The sequence below is a fragment of the Desulfocurvus sp. genome (genome assembly GCF_023230885.1).
GTDB lineage: Bacteria > Desulfobacterota > Desulfovibrionia > Desulfovibrionales > Desulfovibrionaceae > Desulfocurvus.
The window spans coordinates 1-3,687 of sequence record NZ_JALNWM010000259.1; the positions used below are offsets into that span (position 1 = coordinate 1).

Annotated in this window: 3 protein-coding genes, 1 tRNA gene and 1 riboswitch; of the genes, 2 read left to right on the forward strand and 2 right to left on the reverse strand. The window is 70.1% G+C overall.

Going from position 1 to position 3,687, the window contains the following annotated elements:
* The coding region (locus M0P34_RS14300) for an alkaline phosphatase family protein (RefSeq protein ID WP_291500317.1) at window positions 1–662 on the reverse strand (662 nt) is incomplete at its 3' end.
* 168 nt (window positions 663–830) lie between these two features.
* Entirely contained in the window at window positions 831–1,886 is a 1,056-nt protein-coding gene (locus M0P34_RS14305; protein ID WP_291500318.1) for an FUSC family protein, read from the reverse strand.
* Window positions 1,887–2,039: 153 nt separating this feature from the next.
* Between M0P34_RS14305 and M0P34_RS14310 the strand changes: the two genes are divergently transcribed.
* Together M0P34_RS14310 and nrdD are read left to right on the forward strand one after the other, a co-directional pair.
* Window positions 2,040–2,126: transfer RNA gene (locus M0P34_RS14310), tRNA-Leu, on the forward strand.
* 331 nt (window positions 2,127–2,457) lie between these two features.
* Window positions 2,458–2,640: riboswitch (cobalamin riboswitch) on the forward strand.
* 140 nt (window positions 2,641–2,780) lie between these two features.
* The coding region (gene nrdD / locus M0P34_RS14315) for an anaerobic ribonucleoside-triphosphate reductase (RefSeq protein WP_291500320.1) at window positions 2,781–3,687 on the forward strand (907 nt) is incomplete at its 3' end.

Here is a 3,687-nt window from a genome sequence, read left to right on the forward strand (position 1 = left end):
TGGCGCGGGTGGCCCGGGTCGTCCACGGCGTCGTAGAGGAAATGGAACAGGCGGTCGGTCTCGGTGAGCACGAAGACGAAGAGATCCCAGGCCAGGTCGGGCCAGAGCAGGGCCAGGGCCGCGCGGCGCGAGTCCAGGGTTGCGGCCAGGTCGGCCAGCAGGAAGTCGTGGTCCGCGCCGCCGCGCACGGTGTCGGCCTCCAGGCGGTAGCCCCGGGCCGCCAGGGGAGCGGCCAGGAAGGGCGGATACACCGCCCCGCGCAGCTCCGGAGCCACGAAACCGGCCACGAGCATGCCCTTGAGGGGCCGGGCGGGGTAGGTTCCGGGCAGGTTCAGCACGCGGCTGGTCAGCCCCCGGGCGCCCAGGCGTTGGAAGATGGTCGGCGCGGCCACGCAGGATGCGTCGGTCAGCGCCGTGGCGTAGGTCGCGGGGTCCAGGCGGGTGAAGCCGAAGACGCCGTGCTCTTCGGGCCCGGCGGCGGTGAAGAAGCTGGTCCAGTTCACCGGGGACAGCTCGGGCAGTTCGGCGCGCAGGGCACCGGCGCCGGGGAGCAGCCGGGCGAGGTTCGGGGTCGTGCCCCGGGCGGCCAGACGCCGGGCCAGGGCCAGGGGCAGCCCGTCCAGGCCGAGCACGGCCATGCGGGGGCGGGGGGCGGTGCGCATGGCCGGGAGGTACAGTGCGCGGCGGGCGCGGTCAAGCCGGGTGGAGGCGGGAGGCTTCGGGTCCGCCGTTCGCCCGGTCCGGGCCGAAGGGGCGGTGGCCGCCCCGCCGGGGGCGCCCGTCCGTTCCGCGCAGGCGGTGTGGCCCGCGGCCTGCGCCGTCTGTCCGGCTCAGGCCGCCGTGGTGCCCGGGGTCTCGCCGTTTCGCGCGTGGCGCAGCAGGTCGCGGCCCAGGAAGCGCAGGCAGTGGAAGAAGGAGAAGAACTGCATGAGCTTGTGCAGATGGAAGCGGCGGGTCGCGCCCAGCTCGCGCAGTTCGCCCAGGCGGGCTTCGGCGCCTTCCAGGGCGGCTTCCAGGGCCTCGGGGTGCAGGGCGGCGCCCTGGCCGACGGCGCGCATGGCCTCCTGGGTGGCCGTGGCCAGGGCGCGCAGCTCGGGTTCCATCAGGATGTCGTAACCCTGGCCCTGGGAGTCGTTCAGGGAGTGCAGCATGGCCCGCAGGTGGCGGGCGCAGGAATCCAGGGTGTCCACCTTGAGGCCCAGGGCGCGGGTGTCGTGGCGGTAGAGCAGGCGCTCGTGGCGCAGCACCTTGTGCAGGATGTCGCGGTTGGATGCCACCGAGGCGTCGAAGGCGTCCAGCAGGTCCGGGGCCAGGCCGGACTGGCGGTTCAGGAAGGCGTCGAGGATCAGCCCGTACAGCTCGGCGCCCCGGGTGAACTGGCCGCGCAGGCGCTGTTGCAGCTCCTGCCCGGCGCGCTGGGGCCACAGCAGCACGCTGGCCAGGAAGGCGCAGCCGACGCCGATGGCGATTTCCAGCACGCGCTCCAGGCCGAAGAACAGGCGGTCCTGCTGGCCCAGGCTGGCCAGGACGACGATGCAGGTGGTGATGGCGGCCATGCGGTAGCGCGGGTCGTAGCGCGTCATGTAGGCGCAAAAGGCCACGGCCAGGAACAGGGCCAGGTAGGTCATGGCCTGGGTGTGGGGGAAGGCCAGGATGGCCGCCACGCCGATGAGCGCGCCGATGGCCGTGCCCGACAGGCGGTACCAGCACATGCGCACCGAGTCGGCCACGGAAAGCTGCATGACGATGACGGCGGACAGGGCGGCCCAGTAGCCGAATTGCAGGCCCAGAGCCTGGGCCGCGCCATAGGCGGCCACGCAGGCCAGGCCGGTCTTGATGCCGTGGCGGACGTGGGCGGCCGTGGCGTCGGGGAGGTGGGGGATCATCGGGGTCTCCATGCGCCGCCCGGCCGGAGGCCGCAGGCCCGGGGCGGGGCGGCGCGCACGGCCCGGGCGGCGCAGTGCTCATGGCACCCTTTGGCTCCCAAGGCAAGCCCGCATTGACGCGCCGCCCCGCCCCGGGCTAATAAACCCCACCCCGCCCGGGTGGTGGAACTGGTAGACACAAGGGACTTAAAATCCCTGGGCCGCAAGGCTGTGCGGGTTCAAGTCCCGCCCCGGGTACCATATGAGAATAAGGTGCTTACGGTAACACGCGTTGTTCCCGTAAGCGCCTGTTTTTTATCCGTTGCACCGTTTTGTGTCCCGATAGTGTCCCCACATGCGCACTCGCGGTGCGGTTTGCCGCCCGCGCCGTTCCCCTTCCCTGTTACACAACTGTAAGGACGCAAAAGTCTGAGACATCCAGGCCGGTGCGGTTTTGCGCCGTGTCCGCGCCGCGGGCCGCTTCCGGCGGCGTTCTGCCCGTCCGGCCGCGCCCGGCGGGCCTTCCGGTCCGCTGGCGGCGGCGGGTGGTTTCCCTGTCTTGCCTTCCTTCCGGTTCTTCCCTATGCTGCATCCCGTCAGATGCCCTTCAGGTGGCCGCCAGGCCCGAACAGGGAATCCGGTGCAAGACCGGAGCGGTCCCGCCGCTGTGATCCCCCGCCAAGGTGCGACCCTTGCCAACCGCCACTGCCAGACGCGGGAAGGCGGCAGGGGCCCGGGGAGAGCCAGAAGACCTGCCTGAAGCCGATTTTCCCGTACGGAGCGCGGACTCCGCCCGGGAATGCTGCATAACCCCGCCCCAAACGGCGCCGGGCTGTGGCGGTTCCGCCGCCTCCAGCCGCCAACGGCGACCACGCGCGCCCCCATTCCGCACCGGCGGCGCGCGGCGAGAAATCCATGCCTTCGCAAATCATCAAACGTGACGGCCGCGTCGAGACCTGGTCTACCAAGCGCATTGGCGACGCCATCTTCAAGGCCCTCAACAGCAGCGGCATCAAGGATCCGCTCCTGGCCGAGCGCCTGGCCCGCAAGGTCGAGGCCAAGCTGGCGGACACCGACGCCCCCGAGCAGGAGCACGTCCAGGACATGGTCCAGCAGGTGCTCATGGAAGCCCGGCTCTACAAGGTCGCCGAACGCTACATCCTCTATCGCGAGAAGCGCCGCGAGCTGCGCAGCCAGGGCCAGGCCTTCCTGGACATCGTCGGCGTCACCGAGGGCTATCTCGACAATCTCGACTGGCGCGTCAGCGAGAACTCGAACATGGTCCACTCCTTCCAGGGCCTGATCCTGCACATGGCCGGAGCCGTCCAGGCACGATATGTGCTGGAGAAGTACCCCGAGGAGGTGCGCATGGCGCACAACCACGGCTACTTCCACATCCACGACCTCTCTTTCGGGCTGGCCGGATACTGCTCCGGCTGGAGCCTGCGCGACCTGCTGCTGGAGGGCTTCAACCTCGACGACCGCTGCTCCTCCAAGCCCGCGCGGCACTTCGACGCCGCCTGCGGGCAGATGGTCAACTTCCTCGGCACGTTGCAGAACGAATGGGCCGGCGCCCAGGCGTTCAACAACGTGGACACCTATCTGGCGCCCTTCATCCGCCACGACGGCCTGGACTATGGTGATGTCAAGCAGCAGATCCAGAAGCTGCTGCACAACCTGAACGCCACGTCGCGCTGGGGCGGGCAGAGCCCCTTCACCAACTTCACCTTCGACGTGGTGCCCCCCGCGCACATCGCCAAGGAGCCGATCATCATCGGCGGTGCGTTCCAGGAGTCGACCTACGGCGAGTATGCCGAGGAAA

What these genes read in the sequence shown, in the direction of transcription:
- M0P34_RS14305 (WP_291500318.1), bottom strand. Translation starts at nt 1,886, where the DNA reads ATGATCCCCCACCTCCCCGACGCCACGGCCGCCCACGTCCGCCACGGC.